This window comes from Anaeromassilibacillus sp. Marseille-P3371, assembly GCF_900169665.1.
In the GTDB taxonomy this organism is placed as follows: Bacteria; Bacillota; Clostridia; order Oscillospirales; family Acutalibacteraceae; genus Anaeromassilibacillus.
Genome location: NZ_LT835157.1, coordinates 1,230,088 through 1,249,296, shown reverse-complemented (window position 1 = coordinate 1,249,296; position 19,209 = coordinate 1,230,088). Strand labels below are relative to the sequence as shown.

17 protein-coding genes are annotated in these 19,209 nt (G+C 48.3%); 8 read left to right on the top strand and 9 right to left on the bottom strand.

Annotated features, from left to right (window positions below):
- Positions 1 to 10: 10 nt before the first annotated feature.
- From B9Y59_RS16745 to vanT, 5 genes are all read left to right on the top strand, one after another.
- Positions 11 to 358, top strand: a complete 348-nt coding sequence (locus B9Y59_RS16745) for a GNAT family N-acetyltransferase (protein WP_085532013.1) — start codon at positions 11 to 13, stop codon at positions 356 to 358.
- Positions 359 to 570: 212 nt separating this feature from the next.
- Complete coding sequence (vanG, locus tag B9Y59_RS04325) at positions 571 to 1,719, top strand: D-alanine--D-serine ligase VanG (protein WP_085532011.1); 1,149 nt, start codon at positions 571 to 573, stop codon at positions 1,717 to 1,719.
- Complete coding sequence (locus tag B9Y59_RS04320) at positions 1,716 to 2,486, top strand: D-alanyl-D-alanine carboxypeptidase family protein (protein WP_158088946.1); 771 nt, start codon at positions 1,716 to 1,718, stop codon at positions 2,484 to 2,486. Before vanG ends, B9Y59_RS04320 begins: the two co-directional genes overlap by 4 nt.
- Positions 2,476 to 3,510, top strand: coding sequence for an acyltransferase family protein (locus B9Y59_RS04315; RefSeq protein ID WP_085532007.1), 1,035 nt, complete (start codon positions 2,476 to 2,478; stop codon positions 3,508 to 3,510). The genes B9Y59_RS04320 and B9Y59_RS04315 overlap by 11 nt, the downstream gene beginning before the upstream one ends.
- Positions 3,477 to 4,598, top strand: coding sequence for a serine racemase VanT catalytic subunit (vanT, locus tag B9Y59_RS04310; RefSeq protein ID WP_054323608.1), 1,122 nt, complete (start codon positions 3,477 to 3,479; stop codon positions 4,596 to 4,598). Before B9Y59_RS04315 ends, vanT begins: the two co-directional genes overlap by 34 nt.
- Before the next feature lie 108 nt (positions 4,599 to 4,706).
- Here the strand turns inward: vanT and B9Y59_RS04305 are convergent, their stop codons facing one another.
- The 4 genes from B9Y59_RS04305 to B9Y59_RS04290 all read right to left on the bottom strand — a co-directional run bounded on the left by B9Y59_RS04305 (position 4,707) and on the right by B9Y59_RS04290 (position 7,601).
- Complete coding sequence (locus B9Y59_RS04305; RefSeq protein ID WP_085532005.1) at positions 4,707 to 5,357, bottom strand: sigma-70 family RNA polymerase sigma factor; 651 nt, start codon at positions 5,355 to 5,357, stop codon at positions 4,707 to 4,709.
- Complete coding sequence (gene spoIIAB, locus B9Y59_RS04300; protein WP_054323610.1) at positions 5,350 to 5,793, bottom strand: anti-sigma F factor; 444 nt, start codon at positions 5,791 to 5,793, stop codon at positions 5,350 to 5,352. The genes B9Y59_RS04305 and spoIIAB overlap by 8 nt, the downstream gene beginning before the upstream one ends.
- Positions 5,777 to 6,112 carry an STAS domain-containing protein gene (locus B9Y59_RS04295; protein ID WP_054323611.1) on the bottom strand — a complete coding sequence of 112 codons (336 nt, stop codon included), beginning with the start codon at positions 6,110 to 6,112 and terminating at the stop codon, positions 5,777 to 5,779. Before B9Y59_RS04295 ends, spoIIAB begins: the two co-directional genes overlap by 17 nt.
- Positions 6,113 to 6,287: 175 nt before the next feature.
- On the bottom strand, positions 6,288 to 7,601 hold the full coding sequence (locus B9Y59_RS04290) for a bifunctional folylpolyglutamate synthase/dihydrofolate synthase (RefSeq protein WP_085532003.1): 1,314 nt from the start codon (positions 7,599 to 7,601) through the stop codon (positions 6,288 to 6,290).
- Between the two features lie 181 nt (positions 7,602 to 7,782).
- Here B9Y59_RS04290 and B9Y59_RS04285 point away from each other — a divergent pair, with 181 nt between their 5' ends.
- Positions 7,783 to 9,228 (top strand): potassium/proton antiporter, encoded by a 1,446-nt coding sequence (locus B9Y59_RS04285; protein WP_085532001.1) that lies wholly within the window; start codon positions 7,783 to 7,785, stop codon positions 9,226 to 9,228.
- A gap of 66 nt (positions 9,229 to 9,294) precedes the next feature.
- Here the strand turns inward: B9Y59_RS04285 and B9Y59_RS04280 are convergent, their stop codons facing one another.
- The 3 genes from B9Y59_RS04280 to B9Y59_RS04270 form a co-directional block, all read right to left on the bottom strand.
- Positions 9,295 to 11,922: a valine--tRNA ligase gene (locus B9Y59_RS04280; protein WP_085531999.1), complete on the bottom strand. Its 2,628-nt coding sequence runs from the start codon at positions 11,920 to 11,922 to the stop codon at positions 9,295 to 9,297.
- Positions 11,923 to 12,061: 139 nt separating this feature from the next.
- A complete protein-coding gene (locus B9Y59_RS04275; protein ID WP_085531997.1) occupies positions 12,062 to 12,553 on the bottom strand; it encodes an LURP-one-related family protein in 492 nt (163 codons plus the stop codon).
- A 146-nt stretch (positions 12,554 to 12,699) separates the two neighbouring features.
- Positions 12,700 to 14,367, bottom strand: a complete 1,668-nt coding sequence (locus B9Y59_RS04270) for a Na/Pi cotransporter family protein (protein WP_082402128.1) — start codon at positions 14,365 to 14,367, stop codon at positions 12,700 to 12,702.
- Positions 14,368 to 14,679: 312 nt separating this feature from the next.
- On the opposite strand from B9Y59_RS04270, the gene B9Y59_RS04265 reads away from it, so the two are divergent.
- Positions 14,680 to 15,798 (top strand): DUF3810 domain-containing protein, encoded by a 1,119-nt coding sequence (locus tag B9Y59_RS04265; RefSeq protein ID WP_085531995.1) that lies wholly within the window; start codon positions 14,680 to 14,682, stop codon positions 15,796 to 15,798.
- A gap of 127 nt (positions 15,799 to 15,925) precedes the next feature.
- On the opposite strand, the gene B9Y59_RS04260 is transcribed toward B9Y59_RS04265, so the two are convergent.
- Entirely contained in the window at positions 15,926 to 16,837 is a 912-nt protein-coding gene (locus B9Y59_RS04260; RefSeq protein ID WP_085531993.1) for a polysaccharide deacetylase family protein, read from the bottom strand.
- Positions 16,838 to 17,026: 189 nt separating this feature from the next.
- Between B9Y59_RS04260 and B9Y59_RS04255 the strand changes: the two genes are divergently transcribed.
- On the top strand, positions 17,027 to 17,536 hold the full coding sequence (locus B9Y59_RS04255; protein ID WP_085531991.1) for a nitroreductase family protein: 510 nt from the start codon (positions 17,027 to 17,029) through the stop codon (positions 17,534 to 17,536).
- 74 nt (positions 17,537 to 17,610) lie between these two features.
- Here the strand turns inward: B9Y59_RS04255 and B9Y59_RS04250 are convergent, their stop codons facing one another.
- Positions 17,611 to 19,206 (bottom strand): NAD(P)/FAD-dependent oxidoreductase, encoded by a 1,596-nt coding sequence (locus tag B9Y59_RS04250; protein WP_085531989.1) that lies wholly within the window; start codon positions 19,204 to 19,206, stop codon positions 17,611 to 17,613.
- Positions 19,207 to 19,209: the final 3 nt, after the last annotated feature.

Sequence of the window (19,209 nt, the reverse complement as noted above, 5' to 3'; positions counted from 1 at the left end):
ATCCGACACAATGCGCAAGTGCCGGATAGGAACGGCAAAATTTTTTACACTTCTATTACTTCTTTATCGCACATCAGTAAATGCACCGCGCATATCACACACAAGCGAACTCTCAATCTCTGTGCGAAAAAAGGATTGGGGTTCAGGCATCGCTCAGATCTTAATGGAACAACTCATACAGTTTGCGCGGGATTCTAAACAGATCCAAGTCATCGGCTTAACGGTCCATGCAGAGAACGAACGCGCCATTCGTCTGTATCGGCGGTACGGATTTCAAGAAGTAGGTTGCTATCCCCGCTTTTTTCACTACGATGATGGTCATTTTGCTGATGCAAAATGGATGAACCTTTATTTATGAAAACCATCTTCAGAAAATCTTAATATGTTCTTTTTGGTTTCTTAAGAAGTTGAAACGTGAATTGTAAAACAAAGATCGCTGCTGTTCGGTAGAATAAAACCTGAACGGCAACGATCTTTTATTTTGTCACAAAAACAACGAGCCTCTATAGCGTATGGCCTTACAAAAAGGTAGTTCCCGTTTTCATGTCTTTCAGGAAGGAGAAAATGAAAATGAATCGAAATCAAACGATAGAAGAGAATCCCTCTAACCAGTTTCCGGATTCCTTTGGGCAGTTTCATTCACATACACCCTCACAGAACCTTTCCGGCAGTCGAGCCACCATTGCCCTTCTATTCGGTGGATGTTCTACCGAATATCATGTCTCTCTACAATCCGCTTACTCTGTATTCTTGCAAATCGACACTTCACGTTATTCCGTGTTTCTGATCGGCCTCCATCCCCAAACCGGCCAATGGTATTGGTATCAGGGCAATCCGGAGCGCATTCTACACGGCGAATGGTGTGTCGAGGAATTTTGTGTACCGGTATTTCCAACCACAGATCGTTCCATCCACGGAGTTCAATATGTGAAAGACCATTCTGTACGCTCAATCTCATTTGACGCTGCCCTTCCCATTCTTCATGGAAAAAACGGAGAAGATGGAACGGTCCAGGGCCTTTTGGAACTGGCCGGAATTCCAATCATCGGATGTGACCTTCTGAGCTCCGCGCTCTGTATGAATAAGGAGCTGGCCCACCGTTTGATTGCAGCAGAAGGGATTGCGACTCCTAAGTCCATCTTAATCCAGCCTGCCTTTGATAAAGAACAGTTGATGCATGATATACAAACGCTCGGTTATCCCATCTTTGTAAAACCAGTGCGATCCGGTTCCTCTTTCGGAATCACAAAAGTATTGACTGAACAGGAGCTACTTCCCGCCATCGAGCGCGCTTTTGTTCACGACTCCCATGTTCTTTTGGAGGAAACGATTCCCGGCTTCGAAGTGGGATGCGCCATCCTGGGGACAAATCCACTGACCATTGGGGCTGTCGATGAAATCGAACTATCGCAGGGATTCTTCGATTATACTGAAAAATACACCCTAGAAACCGCAAAAATCCATGTTCCTGCCCGTATTTCAGACAAAAAAGCAAAAGAAATTCAAGAGACAGCCAAACAAATCTATACGATTTTGGGTTGCAAAGGATTTGCACGAGTTGACCTGTTCCTGACTCCGGAGGGGAAAATCGTGTTTAATGAGGTCAATACCATCCCCGGATTCACTCCACACAGCCGGTATCCCAACATGTTAAAAGCTGCCGGGTGGACATTTTCCGAAGTAGTCCACCAGTTGTTGAAAATAGGGGAATGCATATGAGATCCATTCTTATACAATATGAGGATAGCTTCCGTGGAGATTTGCTCCTAGTCACCCCCAATCATCCACTGCCATACGCTGCTGATATACAAGCATTGGTTCCGGCAATCCCCGGTCAGTCCAAAATTCTTTTACAAGCTAAGGCTGCTGAATCCCTGCAACAAGTGTTTCGCCATTTGCACTGTGACACGCAATTTGCCGCTGTCAGTGGGTATCGTACACAGGACGAACAGCAACACATCTGGGAGGATGCAATTGCAGAGAAAGGGCTCCCTTTTGCAAGACAATTTGTTGCTATTCCCGGCCACAGCGAGCATCAAACAGGTCTAGCCATCGATCTAGCCGAACAAAAATCGAAAATTGACTTTATTTGTCCAGATTTCCCGCGAACCGGTATATTCCAGCAGTTTCGAGAAATAGCCCCACGCTATGGGTGGATTGAACGATACTTGCGAGGAAAAGAGAGCGTTACAGGTATTGCCGAAGAGCCTTGGCATTTTCGATATGTTGGAGTGCCACACGCTGAGATTCTCTCGAAAAAAGGGATGGTCTTGGAGGAATACATCCGTTTTTTGAAAAAAACGACCAGCCCCCAGCATCCCTTTCATGTATGTATTCATGGGATCACTTACTCTCTATTTTACCTGCCGTTGGAACGTGAAGAAGCCAAGCAGATCGAGCTCTCGGAGGAAATAAACGATTCGGTCTCTGGTACAAACGAGGGCGGCATCGTCTTAACGCTCTGGGGGCCAGCTTATGCAGAATAAAAATTATGCTGGGATCGACTATTTTCGCATCCTTGCCGCATGGATGGTCGTTGCCATCCATATCGCCCCCTTTGCTGTTTGGAACCCTACTCTGGATGTTCTCCTCACCTACAGCCTTTTCCGAATAGCCGTTCCTTTCTTTTTGATGACCACTGGCTTTTTTGTCCTAGGCCCTTATATACAAAGTGGCTTGCGCAAAACAAACCGTTTTTCTTCTTATCTTAAGCACAATCTATGGCTCTATCTTACCGCCACCATTCTTTATTTGCCAATTAGCTGGTATGCCGGAAATCTCCCTCACAATGTTAAAGAATTCCTAAAGGCCCTATGCTTCGACGGAACCTTTTATCATCTTTGGTACTTTCCTGCGGCCATAATTGGATGTTGGATCGTCGTCCTTCTGGTACGAATCTCCATGCGTGCGGCCTGCATCTATAGTGTGGCTGCCTATATAGTCGGATTAGCGGGCGATAGCTACTACGGTTTGATTTCATCCGTCCCTTTTCTTAAGGAATTCTATGATGTGCTTTTTTCCTTTAGCAGCTATACCCGGAATGGGTTCTTTTTTACACCCATCTTCCTGTTTCTCGGTTTGGCGATCGCTACTCCGCAAAACCGCTGTTCCAAATTTGCATACAAGTGGGGACTGGCTATTTTTGTCCCTATCTTGTTATTGGAAGGGTATTGGACCGATTTCCTGCATCTGCAGCGCCACAACAGCATGTACCTCTCTTTGCCGCTGGTCATGTACTTCCTGTTTCAAATGCTATTGCAAGTGCGGGGACAAGCTCCATATTATCTCCGGAAAACGTCCACCCTTTTGTATTTGGTTCATCCTGCCGTGATCGTCCTCGTCCGTGGACTTGCCAAATTTACAGGCCTTACTCAAATATTTGTCGATAATTCTATGATCCTTTACGGAAGCGTCTGCTTCCTCTCAACGGCGTGCAGTGCTGGAATTCTATTTTATCTGGGAAGGAGAAACGTAAAATGTGCCAAACGGGAAGGGCCTGGATCGAGTTAAGCCGGGCAAATTTATCTCACAATGTCCGTGAACTGCAGGGAATCCTTCCTGGCCATACGAAAATCATGGCTGTCGTAAAAGCAAATGCCTATGGGCACGGGGCAGTTTTAATTGGAAAAGCCCTACAAGATTTGGGCATTTCCGATTTTTGTGTTGCCACTGTTCAGGAGGGTATTGCACTTCGCCAATCTGGAATAACCGGACAAATCCTCGTCCTTGGATATACCCATCCTTCCCTATTTGCAGAACTTTCTCACTACAATCTGGTTCAAACCGTCATAGATCACACGTATGCGCAGATCCTGAGTGCATATGGAAAAACACTTTCTGTCCATGTCGGCATCGATACCGGAATGCGGCGGTTGGGAGAACGCAGCGATGCGTTGGATGATATTCTTTCGATTTGGAAGCTTCCACATCTCAAGATTACCGGCCTGTTTTCCCATTTCTGTGTATCCGACGGGAGTACACCGGAGGACCGGCTCTTTACTTTAACACAGCTCGAACGCTTTCAAACGGTGGCAAAAGCACTGCGCCAAAAAGGGTTCCCGCCCTTCAAAACACATATCCAAGGCAGCTACGGAGTACTGAACTACCCCACGCTGTCCTTTGACTACGCGCGGATTGGCATCGCACTCTATGGGGCTTTAAGCCACCCTAACGACCGCATCCAGGTACATCCTCGCTTAAAACCAGTTTTAACCCTTAAAGCAAGGGTTTCATGCGTAAAAATACTCTATGCGGGTGAGACACTCGGTTATGGGCGAACGTTTTCCTGTTCCACCGACCGCAAAATCGCTATCATATCCATCGGCTATGCAGACGGAGTTCCGCGCAATAGCCTGCAGCAACGGTATGTGCTGATTCATGGGAAAAAAGCTCCCATCATTGGGCGTATCTGTATGGATCAACTCTCGGTGGATGTATCCGCGATCCCGTCCGTTTCTCCCGGCGATGAAGCCGTGCTGATCGGCCATTCCGGTGGGCAACAGATTACCGTTTGTGAAGTTGCCGGCCAGGTCGGGACTATCTCCAACGAAATCCTGAGTCGATTGGGAAATCGTTTGGACCGCTTCGAAAGGGAATAAACCAAAAAATGGTGGCACGCTTTGGCATGCCACCATTTTTCTTGATATTTCACTACTTCTACGCTGTAAGACCCCAATAAAATCCTGTCTTTTTCGAATTCTTCTTATTTAAACCAGCTTTCGTCGAAGCTCCTGTAGAATCACTTTCTCCCTTCTGGATACTTGCACCTGTGTCATACCAAGGGCCTGCGCAGTCTCGGTCTGGGTACGATGCTTGTAGTAGCGAAAATAGATAATATTCTGGTCCCTTTGCGGCAGCTCTTTTACCACTTGTTTTAGGGAAAGAAGCTCTGCAATCTTCTCATCCTCCCCATCAATGCTGACATCGATTTGTCCGCCACCCTCTTCCTCAGATGCAGTCAAAGAAAGTGGCATCTGCGCTGCTCCAAGCGCCTGTGCAGCTTCCGCCGGTTCCACTCCCAGAAGTTTGGCAAGTTCTCCAACGGTTGGAGATCTCCCTTCCTTTTCCGCAAAATCGGCGGCCTTTCGGGAAGCGCGAATCGACAGCTCCTTGAGGGAACGTCCCACTTTAACTGCTCCTCCGTCACGAAACAGGCGGCGCATCTCTCCCAAAATCACCGGAACAGCATAGGTGGAAAATTTGAGTCCGCGGCTTTCATCAAAGTGATCGACCGCCTTTACCAATCCTAAACATCCCGCTTGAAAGAGGTCGTCGTATTCAATCCCGCGCCCCTTGAATCGCTTGGCGCAGGCATGTACTAAGCCGATATTCTCCTGTACCTGTTGATCCCTATCCATTCTTCATCACACGCCGCGCAAGGTTTTTTTGCATCGTGACGGTGGTGCCATGCCCTGGTTTTGAAGTCACACGAAGCTTGTCCATAAAACTTTCCATGACTGCAAAACCCAATCCTGCGCGTTCTTCCCCCGCCGTTGTGAAGAGGGGTTGCATGGCCTGCTCCACGTCCTCAATGCCACATCCCTTGTCGCGAATTTTAATCTGTAAAGTTCCTCGGTCGTCATATTTGGCATTTATGTAAATCATACCGATCGTATCCCGGTAGGCATGTACAATACAATTTGTCACTGCCTCTGAGACGGCCGTCTTAATATCGCTCAATTCATCAATGGTCGGGTCCAACTGTGCAGCAAAAGCTGCCACCACAGCCCGCCCAAATGCTTCATTATTGGAGCTGCTGGGGAATGAAATGCGCATCTCATTCTTCGCCTTCAACTTCCTTCACCTCCTTTACAATGGTACAGAGATCCCGCAGGCCTGATAGGGATACGATTTTTTCCAGTTTTGGCGGTAAATTGGCAATTGTCACGCCGCCACCCCAAGTCTGAATAAGTTTATAGCGCCCCATAATCAACCCGATTCCAGAGCTGTCCATAAACTGCACGCCGGAAAAATCCAGTTTTAATTGTTTTGGCTGTGTTCGCATCGCCGTTTCATCGATCTCCTCCCGCAATTCTCTCGCAACATGGTGGTCGATCTCTCCGCTGAGCAAAGCCGTAAGACATCCATCCTTTAAAATCAGCCTGACACCCATTCGACTGCCTCCTATGTAATCGATATTCAAAACAATAGCCATCATAAAGGCTGTCCATTTTTTTCCGTTATATGTAAGCTTTAGGAAATTTTTTTAACTAGCCCAAACAAAAAGCCTCTGCCATCTCATAAAAAGAACCCTTTATCTATAAAGATAAAGGGTTCTCACTAAAATTTTACTCGAATTCTGCGGACAAGCCGACTTTTTCCCGCATGTGCCTCAATAAAAGCGGCCGTATCTCTCCCGCAAGGAACAAAGAACCGCAAATAACCAACGCGCCGCCTGGCTGTACAAAAGAGAACGCCCTCTTCAAGCCCTCTTCTCTGTTTTTTGCCGGGATTGCTCTGGTACCCCGTACACGCCATATTTCTGCCAGTTCTTCGGCCGGCATAGCCCGCGGATTGTCCGGCGTAATGGTCACAATCTGCCTGAACAGGCCATCCAAATTTTGGACCGCTGTCGGGACGTCCTTATCCGCTAACATTCCAATCAATCCCACCAAGGGACGTCCCTTCAGATATAAATGCAGCGCTTTTGCAAGGGCACGCGTTCCATCTGGATTGTGTGCACCATCTAAAAGCACAAGCGGATGGTCGCCCAACCGTTCCAAGCGGGCAGGAAAACGCACAGAAGCGAATCCTTCCATAACCGCCTGTTCTGAGATAGAATATCCCTGTTCTTGCAATACCGACAAGGCGGTCAATGCCGTAGCCGCATTTTTGATCTGATGCTCTCCCAAAAGCGGCAAATGTAAGGCCAGTCCCCCATAGAGGAAATCGGTTCCTTGTAGATTGCTGGATATAACCGATACCACAGAAGAGGATACCTCCAAAAGCCGGTTATGCTGCCTGGCCGCCGTGCGTCGGAACACCTCCAGCACACCGGGCATTTGATCTCCATAGGCAACGGTCACCCCATACGGTTTGATGATCCCCGCCTTTTCTGCGGCAATCTGTTCCACAGTGTTTCCCAGTATACGTGTGTGATCCAAGGATATAGAGGTAAGTACCGACACAAGTGGGGTTCCAATGACATTTGTAGCATCCATCCGGCCGCCCAATCCAACTTCCAAAACGACAAAATCACACTGCTGGCGGGCAAACCACAAAAAACCCAATGCGGTTGTAAAGTCAAACTCCGTAAGCGCTTCCCCGCTTTCCTCCAAACGGTGGGCAACCGGAAGGGTTTCCTCCACCAACGATATGAGGGCTTCCCGCGGAATCAGCTGAGCATCCACCTGAATTCGTTCACAAAAGTCGCTGATGAAAGGCGAAGTAAACAGTCCTGTGCGATACCCTGCCTGCTTTAGTACCGAAGCCAGGATTGCACAAGTGGAGCCCTTCCCATTTGTACCAGCTACGTGAATGTATTTCAGCCCCTCTTGTGGATTTCCCAAATCATTCAAAAATGTTCGGACCCGTTCCACTCCAGGGGAGCCGCCAAAGCGTGGAAAGGAATGAATCGCTGCTAGAGCTTGTTCATATGTCATAAAATCACCTGCCTTCTGGAAATACAAAAATTCAGAAAATATTCACCGGATTTTCCTTCGATTTATCCGGTTCAATATGGTATACTTATACTGGAAAAGTTATTATTATCAGACTTACAGGGGGATTTTCGCCTTTTTTCTGCAAATATTTTCATTTTTATATACAGAAAGGAGGCTGTTCATGGCCTATTACATGATTGCTGGCGCCGCCATTCTATTGCTGTGCATCGGCTTTAGCAAGCTACTGTATCGCTTTGGAGTACCGTCCCTTTTAATTTTCATCGTCCTCGGCATGCTCGCAGGTTCGGATGGAATCGGCGGAATTTATTTCGACGATTACGCCCTTGCACAGACACTCTCCTCTGTTGCACTGACCTTCATCATGTTTTTCGGCGGGTTCAGTACCAATTGGAAGGCTGCCAAGCCGGTGGCCGCCCCCGCTATACTACTTTCCTCCGTTGGTACTACTCTGACCGCTCTGTTAACCGGCCTCTTTTGCCGGTTTGTCTTGCAATTTCCCCTATTGGAAAGCCTACTGCTTGGCTCCATTGTTGCCTCAACGGATGCCGCTTCCGTCTTTTCCATTCTGCGTTCGCGCAAACTTAACTTAAAAGGTGGAATGGCCTCCCTATTGGAAATTGAAAGCGGCAGCAACGATCCGTTTGCCTTTATGCTGACCATTATTTTATTGACCATGATGTCTGGGAAAGGGGACAATCATTTCGCTCTTCTTTTATTCCAACAGCTCGGCTTTGGCCTCCTTATCGGCGGCCTGTTGGGGGTAGGCGCAGTCTATTTCCTCCGTCATGTCCGCTTTGAAGTGGAGGCCTTTTATTCCCTCTTCGTCACAGCCGTTGCTATCCTCTGCTATGCGCTCTGCGACGTCATCGGAGGCAACAGTTTCTTATGTGTCTACATAGCTGGTATCCTGCTCGGCAATAGCAAGATTCCTTATAAACGCAGCTTAGTCCACTTCTTCGACGGTATCTCCTGGCTGATGCAAATATTGCTTTTCTTTGCCCTTGGATTGCTCTCTTTTCCTTCGCGTCTTCCAGCGGTGGCCTGGCAAAGCATCTTCATCTCTCTATTCATGATCTTTGTGGCACGCCCTGCTGCAGTGTTTGCCATTTTGAGTTGGTTTAAGATTCCCGTACGTCAACAAATATTGGTTTCCTGGGTTGGTATTCGAGGCGCTGCCTCGATTGTTTTCGCCATCTATGCAGTGACGGATCGCGCAATGTTACAGACAGATGTCTTTCATATCGTATTTTTTTTGGTACTCTTCTCTGTTCTCGTTCAGGGAACCCTCATGCCAACAGTCGCCAAAAAACTGGATTTAGTTGAAAAGGAGACCTCCATCCTAAGGACATTCAATGATTATCAAGAAAAAAATGATATGGAACTCTCTGAAATGCGGCTGACCCAAGAACATCCGTGGTGCGGATGTGCCTTATCGGACATCGATCTTCCCGAAAGTGTGCTGGTCGTCCTGATTCAACGGAATAAAAAGTCCCTTGTACCACGCGGCTCGACTTCCTTGAAGGCCGGTGACATTCTTGTTTTAAGCGGAGCCGATCAAGAAACCCTGCGCGCAATATTGCCCGCCGAATCGTCTACTATCAAATAAAAGAAAGACTGTAGAGAAAGGCATACTTCCGGTTCTGGAAGTATGCCTTTTATTTGCTACCAGCTCTTAATGAGATAATGCCTCCATACTGGACTCAATTAAAGCGATATGCTCTTTCAGCTTTGCAGCATTTTGGCGGACACCTTCTACAACATTTTCCGGCGCCTTGGACAGGAACTTCTCATTGCTCAGCTTCTGTTGCGTCGTCGCATACTGCTTTTGCGCAGACTCCAACTCCTTGGCCAAACGTGCAAGTTCGGCCTTTTTGTCCACCAATTCATCCATTGGGATATACGTCTTAGCGCCGCTGGTGACAATATTTACAGCGCCTTCAATTTCAAATGCGTCCCCCACTTCCACACCATTGGCAAAGGCCAATCGCTCAATAATCGGGGCACCCTCCTGGAACACCTGAGCAGCCGCAGTGGCAATATATAGGTGCGTCTTACGCGACGGCGGAACATTCATCTCCGAACGGCGGTTGCGCACGGCACGAATAACATCCATGATATTCTGCATATCGGAGGCTGCCTGTGGATCGCAATGTGCCTGCTCAAAGCTTGGCCATTTTGAAACCATAATGGACTCGCCCTCGTGAGGCAGGGACTGCCAGATTTCCTCGGTAATATATGGCATAAACGGATGTAACAATTGAAGCGTACCTGTCATCACCCAAACCAATACCTGACGGGCTGCCTGCGCAGTCGTTTCATCGCTGGACTGCAAACGGATCTTTGCGATCTCAATGTACCAGTCGCACAGCTCATCCCAAAGGAAGTCATACAGTTTTTGAACCGCAATACCGATTTCAAAGTGTTCCAGATTGTCTGTAACCTCTTTAACCACCTGGTTAAACTGATGAACAATCCACTTATCTTCCAGAGCCAATTTCTCGGGCAACTGATTGGGAACATCGTGGCCATCGATATTCATCAGAATGAAACGGGAAGCATTCCAGATCTTATTGGCAAAATTGCGGCTAGCTTCCACCTTCTCCTGTGAAAAACGCAGATCGTTTCCGGGGCTATTGCCGGTCACCAATGTAAAGCGCAGTGCATCCGCACCATATTGTGCAATGACCTCCAAAGGATCAATTCCATTGCCAAGGGATTTACTCATCTTGCGGCCCTGTGCATCACGGATCAAGCCATGGATAAAGACCGTCTTAAAGGGCGGTTCCCCCATATGCTCCATGCCGGAGAAAATCATACGGGCTACCCAGAAAAAGATAATGTCATAACCGGTGACCAAGGTGTCAGTGGGATAGAAATACTTGAGATCCTCAGTCTGGTCCGGCCAACCGAGCGTCGAGAATGGCCACAGAGCAGAAGAGAACCAGGTATCCAATGTATCTTCATCCTGATGCAGCTTTGTAGAACCACACTTGGGGCAGGCATGCGGTGTATCCATTGCGACAACCGTCTCCCCGCAGTCCTCACAGTACCAGGCCGGGATTCGATGTCCCCACCACAACTGGCGGGAAATACACCAATCCTTAATATTGTCCATCCAATTGAAGTAGATTTTTTCCATGCGTTCCGGAATAAAGCGCACATGGCCGTCCCGGACACAATCGATTGCCGGTTTTGCCAACGGTTCCATTTTCACAAACCACTGCTTGGAAACACGCGGCTCTACCACGGTATGGCAGCGATAGCAGGTGCCAACATTGTGCTTAATGGGTTCCACGCGAACAAGGAAGCCCTGTTCGTCGAGCTCCTTGACGATCTGCTTGCGCGCCTCTAGGCCGGACATACCTGCAAATTTTCCGCCGTTTTCGTTGATGCTGCCATCTTCGTTCATCACATTGATGATCTCTAAATGGTGGCGCAGACCGACCTCAAAGTCGTTCGGATCATGAGCCGGCGTAATCTTGACGACACCCGTTCCAAAATCCTGCTCAACATACGTGTCCGCCACAACCGGAATTTCCCGGCCGACAAGTGGAAGCACCAACATTTTTCCAACGATATTCTTATAGCGCTCATCCTCCGGATGAACTGCTACAGCGGTATCCCCCAGCATCGTCTCCGGGCGGGTAGTGGCCAGCTCCAGATAACCGCTTCCATCCTTAAACGGATAGCGGATATGCCAGAAATTACCGTCGTGCTCGCTGAACTCCACTTCTGCGTCGGAAATCGAGGTCTTACAATGCGGACACCAGTTGATAATCCGTTCCCCGCGATAAATCAGTCCCTTATTGTACAGCCGCACAAACACTTCTCGCACGGCTTTATTGCAACCTTCATCCATCGTAAAGCGCTCACGGTCCCAGTCGCAGGAAGAACCGAGTTTTTTGAGCTGCTCAACAATACGGCCGCCGTACTTCTCTTTCCAAGCCCACGCGCGCTCCAAAAATTGTTCGCGTCCCAGGTCCTCCTTCGAAAGCCCTTCTTGACGCATCGCCTCAACAATCTTCGCCTCCGTTGCAATGGAAGCGTGATCCGTGCCAGGAAGCCACAGAGCCGAATACCCCTGCATCCTTCTCCAACGAATCAGAATATCCTGAAGGGTTTCATCCATCGCATGCCCCATATGGAGTTGGCCTGTAATATTGGGCGGCGGAATCACGATGGTGTATGGTTTTTTCTCCGGATCGACCGTTGCATGGAAGTAACCGCCATTCAGCCAGAAGTCATAAATTCGATCTTCCACTTCCTGCGGATCGTAGGTTTTTGCCAATTCCCTGCTCATGCATTTTCCCCCTAATCAACACAATCGCCGCAAGCGCTGGAGCAAAGAGCGCAGCGGCGTTTTTTTACGAAATTCTGCAAAGAAATGTATTTTATAGTATGCCATTCACGCCCCTTTTTGTCAATGGGCGCAGGCAGGATCAAACCGGCAACGCTACAGCAGAACCTGACTGTGCGCTACTATCAATCACAGCGGCCATACAAATGCATAATGGCGCATACTTCTCTTGCGCAATGTCAAGCGCAAAGCACTCGCCATTTGATTCCCAGCAACGTCCATGCGACATCACCAACGCATCCGATACATCTACGATGTCAAAGGAACGCAACACCAAGTCTCCCCGCAATCTCCATGAAATTCCTCGAATCCGGAACGGCATTTTGATAGACGCCAAGTTTTGCAAGATGCGCGCACGTTCCTTATCGGCAATTACTATGGTATAGCGGGAAATCCCCGCCAATCCCATGTGCGTGATACGCGCCACTTCTCTATGATTTGTATCGCACAAAAAAATTTTTCCACCCAGGGTTTGCGCGTCCCCCGTCAAACGGTAACACATGCGGCCGCAGGCATCGTAGACCGTAAAAAGGCCCGCATTTGCCTCCGTATCCTGCTTGAGATACAAATTCAAATTGCAGCCTCCTCTCGAGTCGCGCCTTTCCATTTTCTTAGGATAGTATTGTACCATTTTTACGCTTTTATCGCAACCGAAAATGTCCTCATCCTCAGAAAAACGTAAAAAAGCCGGGGATGTCGGTCCCCGGCTCCTTATGTTCCTTATGCTGTCACATTGGTCAAATTAGGCAACAGCCCCTTTGCGGGCAAGTGCGCAATGTGATCGGTTGAAAACGCAATATTGGTCGAATGATCGGCAATACGCTCCAGATTCATCAGCATATCGTTGTATATCGCACCAGATTGCGGCGTACATGTACCGTTTGTGAGACGCTGAATGTGGTTTTCCTTGAGACGGTCGGTCTCGTCGTCAATGGTCTGCTCAATCCGATTGACTTGATCCGCCAGATCTTTATTCCGGCCGCCGTCTTCAAAGAGGCGCACCGAATCATCCAGAATGGTGACGACCAATTCCTGCATATGTTGCAGTTCTTTGACCGCCGTTTCGCTCAAAGAGGCCTTTTTATCAATAATAATCTGCGCCATTTCCCCGATATTTGTACTGTGGTCCCCGATTCTCTCAAAGTCGCTTACCACATGGAACAGCGCCCCAATCACCTCATGGTCCGGGTCCTGTAGCTCCAAACCGTTGATCTGTACCAAGTATTCTGTGATCTTCTGATTTAAGAAGTTTAAGACCTTTTCGTTTTCTGCTACCTCTTCCAGCTTTTGGGGGTCCTTATGGAAGAGGGCCTCCATACTATTTAAGAAATTCTCGCGCGCTAACGCCCCCATGCGTTCCACTTCCTTGAGGACCTGCACCACCGCGATCGGAGGTGTATTGAGAATTCTCTGGTCAAGATACTTCAAGCGAAGCGCTTCGCGCTGGCGATCCTCTCCTGGAATAATTCTGCACGCAAGCTTCACCAGATAACCGCTCAGCGGCAGCAAAATAGCCGTCGTCACGATATTAAAGAAAATATGAACAATCGAAATCTGCATCATCACATTGTCCGGAGAGATGCTTTTTACAAGATCCGTAAACGGTGTTACCAATGTGATAATCGTAAACATAGTTGCGCCGAGCACATTGAACAACAAGTGTACCGTCGCCGTACGTTTTGCCGTCTTGGTCGTCCCTGCACATGCCATCATTGCCGTCACACAGGTTCCGATGTTCTGGCCATAGATGACGAAAATCGCAGAGTCCAAACCAATCGCTCCCGATGCCGCCAGCGCTTGCAAAACACCAACAGAAGCAGAAGAGCTCTGAATCAACGCTGTGAACACAAGGCCAATCAGCAAGCCCAGGAAGGGGTTCTTCATTTGGATGAACAAATTACGGAAAAATTCCGATTCGCTCAACGGCTCCATCGCCGTGCTCATCACGGTCATCCCATAGAACAAAATGCCAAATCCGCAGATGATTTGCCCAACATGCTTATGGTTGTTCTTTTTACAGAACATCATCATCACGACGCCCAAGAAAATCGCAATTGGCGCCAAGCTATTGAGCTTGATTGCGATCATAAATCCTGTCACCGTCGTTCCGATATTCGCGCCCATAATTACACCGACCGCCTGTGCCAAGCTCATCAAGCCGGCGTTGACAAAACCAACCACCATGACAGTGGTCGCGGAGGAGCTTTGAATCACCGCTGTGACTGCTAGGCCAATCAATGCCCCCATATACTTGTTGGTGGTCAACCGTTCGATCATGGTTTTGAGCCTGGACCCGGCCGCCAATTCCAATCCATCGCCCATAAGTTTCATACCATACAGAAAGAGTCCGAGTCCGCAAAGCAACATCATGAAATTCTCAATTGTCATCTGAGCAACCTGCCAATCATTAAAATTTAGTTACTAATTTTTGTTGGCTATTCGTTAAAGCCAGATTAACTTTATGTAAAAATGATAATACATTCTCAAGCTATATTTATGTCGAATTAGAAAAAATAACCTCTAAATTGGAAAAAAATTCATCGTATCTAATTAACTCATAAAAAATGAGTATTTTTATGAACACGGCGTCTGTACATTTTTCGACAATATGGTAAAATAGGAAGGTAAATTCTTGGTGATGATTTTGTATTCCTAAAATTACAACACGATGAGATCGATCTAATAATTGAGGAGTCTTTTATGAAACAGCACCGTCCAATCAAACCAGCCAACTGGATTCCAGCCATTCTTCTTTTTCTTTCCATTTTTCTACTGCTTTTGGCACAAAACCTGCCCGCATTTGCAGAGTGGTATGCTACCGGTCCTTACCGTGTGCTTTCCCATTGGGGAAACCTTCTTACCTCTCTGGCTTACTTTTCCGTGGGAGAAATGCTGGTTCTTACCGCGTTTCTATCCATAATCGGTTGTGTGGTTTTCTTTGTATGGGTCTTCCTCAAGAAACGTGAAATGTGGTGTAAGCTTCTCCTCCGGTTTTCCCGTGGCCTGCTGAGTATCATCAGCCTTTTGCTTTTTCTGTTCACTCTCTTTTGCGGTATCAACTATAGTCGGTATACCTTTTCACAAACTTCTGGACTCCACCTAACCCCTTCTTCTGAGGAGGAATTGCAGCAACTCTGTCAATCCCTCGCTGAAGAAGTAACCCTCCTGCGCGAACAGGTAAATACCGACTCAGATGGCGTCATGTCTTTGGACGCTACCTTCTCAGATATAACTGGGTACGCTCGTTCCGCCATGCAGAAAGCCGCTTCCGACTACCCGCTGCTCGATGGGACCTATCTGGGGCCTAAACCGGTTCTTTTTTCCCGCGCTCTTTCCCATTGCAATATCACTGGCATCTTTTTTCCATTTACGTTGGAAGCAAATGTAAATACCGACATCCCGGACTACTCTCTTCCCTCCACTATGTGCCATGAACTGGCACATCTGAGTGGTTTTATGCGGGAAGACGAGGCGAACTTTATTGCGTATCTCGCCTGTGAGCGCAGCGAGCGAATAGAATTTCAATATTCCGGAAAAATGTTGGCGTATATCTATACGTCAAATGCTCTGTATGCTGAAAATCCCCAAGCAGCGCAGAAGATCTCCGCTTCTTTGGGAGAAGGCGTGGCGCTTGACCTGAGCGCCAACACTGCCTATTGGGATCAATTTGAAACCCCTATGGCCGAAGTCGCACAACAGGTAAACAATGCCTACTTAAAAGCCAACCGGCAATACGACGGCGTCAAAAGCTATGGCCGGGTAGTAGATCTTCTTCTTGCTGAATGGCGGGAGGAACAAACAGCAACTAATGATTCTTGAGTAATGACAAAAAACAACCGGGGTTCTCCATGGCCATCCTGCCATCGAGCACACCCGGTTGCTTTATTTTACAATCATTTTTTCCTGCTACAATTCCTCCACAAACGATCATTGTAAAAACGTGGATCTATGGGAGGCGAAATCGAACTGGCGGAGAATCCGCCTTCAATGTTTCAAACCGATATCCAGCTTGTTGAAGTGCTTCAATAATCGCCGGCATTTGCTCTAGCGTCATCTCTTTGGTTCCAGTATTGTGAAACAAAATCACTGGTTGATCGAAATTTTTGCTGTCGTTGACCGCATGCTGATAAATCTGCTGTGCAGTGATTCCCACCGTAGCATCCCCTGAATCCACATTCCAATCGAAGTAAGCATACCCTCTTCGGTTCATCTCCGTGATGATTGCTTTCGCCGTATCCCGATTATAGGCGTTTACACTTCCCCCCGCAAAGCGATAGATCGGTGTATCCACACCGGTTTCCTCCAAGATCAATTGATGAATCCTTGCAAAATCCGATAGAAAAGCATCCACGGAGGCATAGATCTTCTGGTAATCGTGCGAATAGCTATGTACGCCAATCGCATGACCTCGCTGGACAATCTCGCGCATAGCCTTCCGGTCTTCTTCTCCTGTTTTTCCAACCAAAAAGAACGTCGCTTTGACGCCGTAGCGATCCAGTACATCCAACAGAGGAAGCGTCAAATTGGATGGGCCGTCGTCAAAAGTCAAGTAAGCCACCTTTTCTTTTGGCTTGACATCCTGTGGAGAAACGCTTGCCGTATATAGCAATGGATAGGGGTCATTTGGCAGAGCATTTTCTTCCGGAGCTGTCTCAACGATCCACTCTGGCCGAGCCGAAAGTGCTCCTTTTATTTCAATTTGGCCGGCAATCGCAGGCAAAGAAGGGACTTCTTCTGTTCGAAGCGCCTGTGAAAGTGGAAAACAAGTGCTGGAAAAAAGGGTAAAAAGCAGCAAAGTTGCCAGAATGGGGATCGCTCTTTCTCCTGAACGTTTTTTGAAGTGTTTTGCTCGCCGCATCTGAAGTCCTCCTTTCATCGATTGATATCGATCTTTTCTCTCCTTCATTATAGCAATCTTACGAATAAAACGGCAGTTAAAGTTTCGTAATCCACGGTTACAACTGTTTTTCATTCGGAAAACAGAAGTCCTTGCGAAACCCAAAATGGTAGAATATAATAAAGACAATATGCAAAGGAGGAGTTTCTCATGATCTTAAACCATACAGTAGAGGCATTGATGGAGCGCCGCTCGATCCGATCGTATCGAAGTGAACAGATCAGCGAAGAAGAACTAACCGATGTTCTAAAAGCAGGAAAATATGCGCCATCTGCAATGGGACGGCAAGCCCGCCATTTTACTGTCATTCAAAATAAAGGACTCTTATCGGACATTTGTGCAGCTATGCAAGGCACCATAGAGGACCCTTTTTATGGCGCGCCCACTGTCATCGTGCTTTCCGCACCGGCAGATGCACGCTTCGCTCCGGAGGATACCAGCTGCGCCATTATGAATCTCATGCTAGCCGCACATTCTTACGGCTTGGGAACCTGCTTTATCGGTTGTGTACGCGACATCCTTCGGGAACCTGCTTTCCAGTCCCGGTTAAAACTGCCGGAAGGATACATTCCTTATAGCTGCATCACTTTGGGTTATCCCAAGGAACACGCAGAACCCCCTGTACCGCGCCGTACGGACGACGTCTCCTATGTGCGTTGAATCCATATTTGATGAAAAAGCGGCATCTGCTTTCTCTACATTTTTGCAGAGGAGTAGATGCCGCTTTTTTGCTTTTAATAAGACTTATGTGAATCTTCCAAAACTTTTTCAGCACATCGAATCCCATCCACCGCAGCGGATATGATACCGCCTGCGTATCCAGCTCCTTCTCCACAGGGATACAACCCCGCCGCCGCAGGGGATTCGTACGACCCTCCCCGCAGGATGCGAACCGGGGACGAGCTTCGGCTCTCCACCGCGGTCAGCAGTGCATCGGGATACGAAAACCCATGCAAGTAACGTTCCATCTGCACAATTCCCTGGCGCATCGCATCCGATAGCTCTGCCGGAAAACACTCTGCTATGGAACATGGAGTCACCCCCGGCCGGTAAGTTGGTTGTACATCTCCAAGCCGTTTGGACGCCCGTCCCTTTAAAAAGTCCTCCACGCGTTGCACCGGGGCTGCGTAACCGCCACCACCCAACCGGTAAGCCTTTTCTTCCAACTCGCGTTGAAACACCATCCCGGCCAACGGGCTATCTGAGCCAAAGTCCTCCGGACCAATTCCGACCAACAAAGCTGCGTTGGCATTTTTACCATCACGCGCAAAATTACTCATTCCGTTGGTCACCACTCGTCCCTCTTCACTGGCTGCTGCCACAACCTGTCCACCGGGGCACATGCAAAATGTATATACCCCCCGGCCATTGGGAAGATGAACCGCTAATTTGTAATCCGCCGCTCCCAAGGCAGGATGCTGAGAAAACCGGCCATATTGTGCCCGATTGATGACCTCTTGTGGATGTTCGATTCGGGCTCCCACCGAAAATGGCTTTGGCGTCATCGGAATTCCATGTTGCTCCAACATAACAAATGTATCGCGAGCGCTGTGTCCGATCGCAAGTATGACATGGCTGGCCTCCAAGATATAAGAGTTCCCTCCAGCTGGATGGACACGAATCCCTTTTATGCGCCCATCCTTACAAACCAGCGCATCCATGGTAGAAGCAAACCGCACTTCTCCCCCCAACGCACAGATGGTCTCCCGAATCTTTTTAACTGTGTGTGGAAGCCGATCTGTCCCAACATGTGGCTTAGCCATATAGAGAATCTCTTCTGGCGCACCTGCTTGAACTAGCTCTTCCAAGACTTTCCGGGCGCGGGGATCCTTTGTACCTGTGTTCAACTTTCCGTCTGAAAAAGTCCCTGCGCCGCCTTCACCAAACTGGACGTTGCTTTGCTGATCCAATATCCCTTCGCGCCAAAACCGCTCTACCGCTTCACTGCGCTTTTCCACGGATTGCCCACGCTCTAAAACAATCGGGCGCTGTCCGGCTTGCGCTAGAAGCAAAGCTGCAAAGAGACCGGCTGGCCCAAGCCCCACGACAACCGGCCGTATTGGAAGCGGCCGGCTGGCTGGTATTGTGTAATGATAAGGAACCGCTTCTGCGACTTTGCGGTCTCCCCGAATCCGTGCACGATTGCACACACATTCTACGGTGTATGTAAAATGGACATCATCCTTTTTGCGTGCATCCACGGATTTCTTTCGCAAAGTCAAATGATGGACTTCCCCCGGCGAAACCCCCAACCGTTTCGCTGCAAGATTCGTCAAATCCTCGATGGTTCCATCGAGCGGCAGCGATAGATCTGAAATTCGGTATAGCATTGC

Excerpts from the sequence above, each read along its gene's own strand:
- B9Y59_RS16745 (WP_085532013.1), top strand. The coding sequence starts at position 11 with ATGCGCAAGTGCCGGATAGGAACGGCAAAATTTTTTACACTTCTATTA.
- vanG (WP_085532011.1), top strand. The coding sequence starts at position 571 with ATGAATCGAAATCAAACGATAGAAGAGAATCCCTCTAACCAGTTTCCG.
- B9Y59_RS04320 (WP_158088946.1), top strand. The coding sequence starts at position 1,716 with ATGAGATCCATTCTTATACAATATGAGGATAGCTTCCGTGGAGATTTG.
- B9Y59_RS04315 (WP_085532007.1), top strand. The coding sequence starts at position 2,476 with ATGCAGAATAAAAATTATGCTGGGATCGACTATTTTCGCATCCTTGCC.
- vanT (WP_054323608.1), top strand. The coding sequence starts at position 3,477 with ATGTGCCAAACGGGAAGGGCCTGGATCGAGTTAAGCCGGGCAAATTTA.
- B9Y59_RS04305 (WP_085532005.1), bottom strand. The coding sequence starts at position 5,357 with ATGGATAGGGATCAACAGGTACAGGAGAATATCGGCTTAGTACATGCC.
- B9Y59_RS04295 (WP_054323611.1), bottom strand. The coding sequence starts at position 6,112 with ATGGGTGTCAGGCTGATTTTAAAGGATGGATGTCTTACGGCTTTGCTC.
- B9Y59_RS04290 (WP_085532003.1), bottom strand. The coding sequence starts at position 7,601 with ATGACATATGAACAAGCTCTAGCAGCGATTCATTCCTTTCCACGCTTT.
- B9Y59_RS04285 (WP_085532001.1), top strand. The coding sequence starts at position 7,783 with ATGGCCTATTACATGATTGCTGGCGCCGCCATTCTATTGCTGTGCATC.
- B9Y59_RS04280 (WP_085531999.1), bottom strand. The coding sequence starts at position 11,922 with ATGAGCAGGGAATTGGCAAAAACCTACGATCCGCAGGAAGTGGAAGAT.
- B9Y59_RS04270 (WP_082402128.1), bottom strand. The coding sequence starts at position 14,367 with ATGACAATTGAGAATTTCATGATGTTGCTTTGCGGACTCGGACTCTTT.
- B9Y59_RS04265 (WP_085531995.1), top strand. The coding sequence starts at position 14,680 with ATGAAACAGCACCGTCCAATCAAACCAGCCAACTGGATTCCAGCCATT.
- B9Y59_RS04260 (WP_085531993.1), bottom strand. The coding sequence starts at position 16,837 with ATGCGGCGAGCAAAACACTTCAAAAAACGTTCAGGAGAAAGAGCGATC.
- B9Y59_RS04255 (WP_085531991.1), top strand. The coding sequence starts at position 17,027 with ATGATCTTAAACCATACAGTAGAGGCATTGATGGAGCGCCGCTCGATC.
- B9Y59_RS04250 (WP_085531989.1), bottom strand. The coding sequence starts at position 19,206 with ATGCTATACCGAATTTCAGATCTATCGCTGCCGCTCGATGGAACCATC.